Genomic DNA, 300 nt, shown 5'->3' on the forward strand with positions numbered 1-300 from the left:
CAACTCCATCATGAAGTGCGATGTTGACATCAGGAAGGACTTGTATGCCAACACCGTCCTTTCCGGAGGTACCACCATGTACCCAGGTATTGCTGACAGGATGCAGAAGGAAATCACCGCCCACGCTCCATCAACCATCAAGATCAAGATCAATGCTCCCCCAGAAAGGAAGTACTCCGTATGGATCGGTGGTTCCATCTTGGCTTCCCTGTCCACCTTCCAGCAGATGTGGATCTCCAAGCAGGAATACGACGAATCCGGCCCAGGCATCGTCCACCGCAAATGCTTCTAAACATCACG

Annotated in this window: 1 protein-coding gene; it reads left to right on the forward strand. The window is 52.0% G+C overall.

The annotated features are described in order from the left end of the window. Positions 1–292 (forward strand): acetate and sugar kinases/Hsc70/actin family protein (locus tag PZC42_RS20765; RefSeq protein WP_277213975.1); only part of this gene is annotated, 292 nt, incomplete at its 5' end. Positions 293–300 lie beyond the last annotated feature (8 nt).

Source organism: Isoptericola croceus (genome assembly GCF_029382255.1).
GTDB lineage: Bacteria > Actinomycetota > Actinomycetes > Actinomycetales > Cellulomonadaceae > Isoptericola > Isoptericola croceus.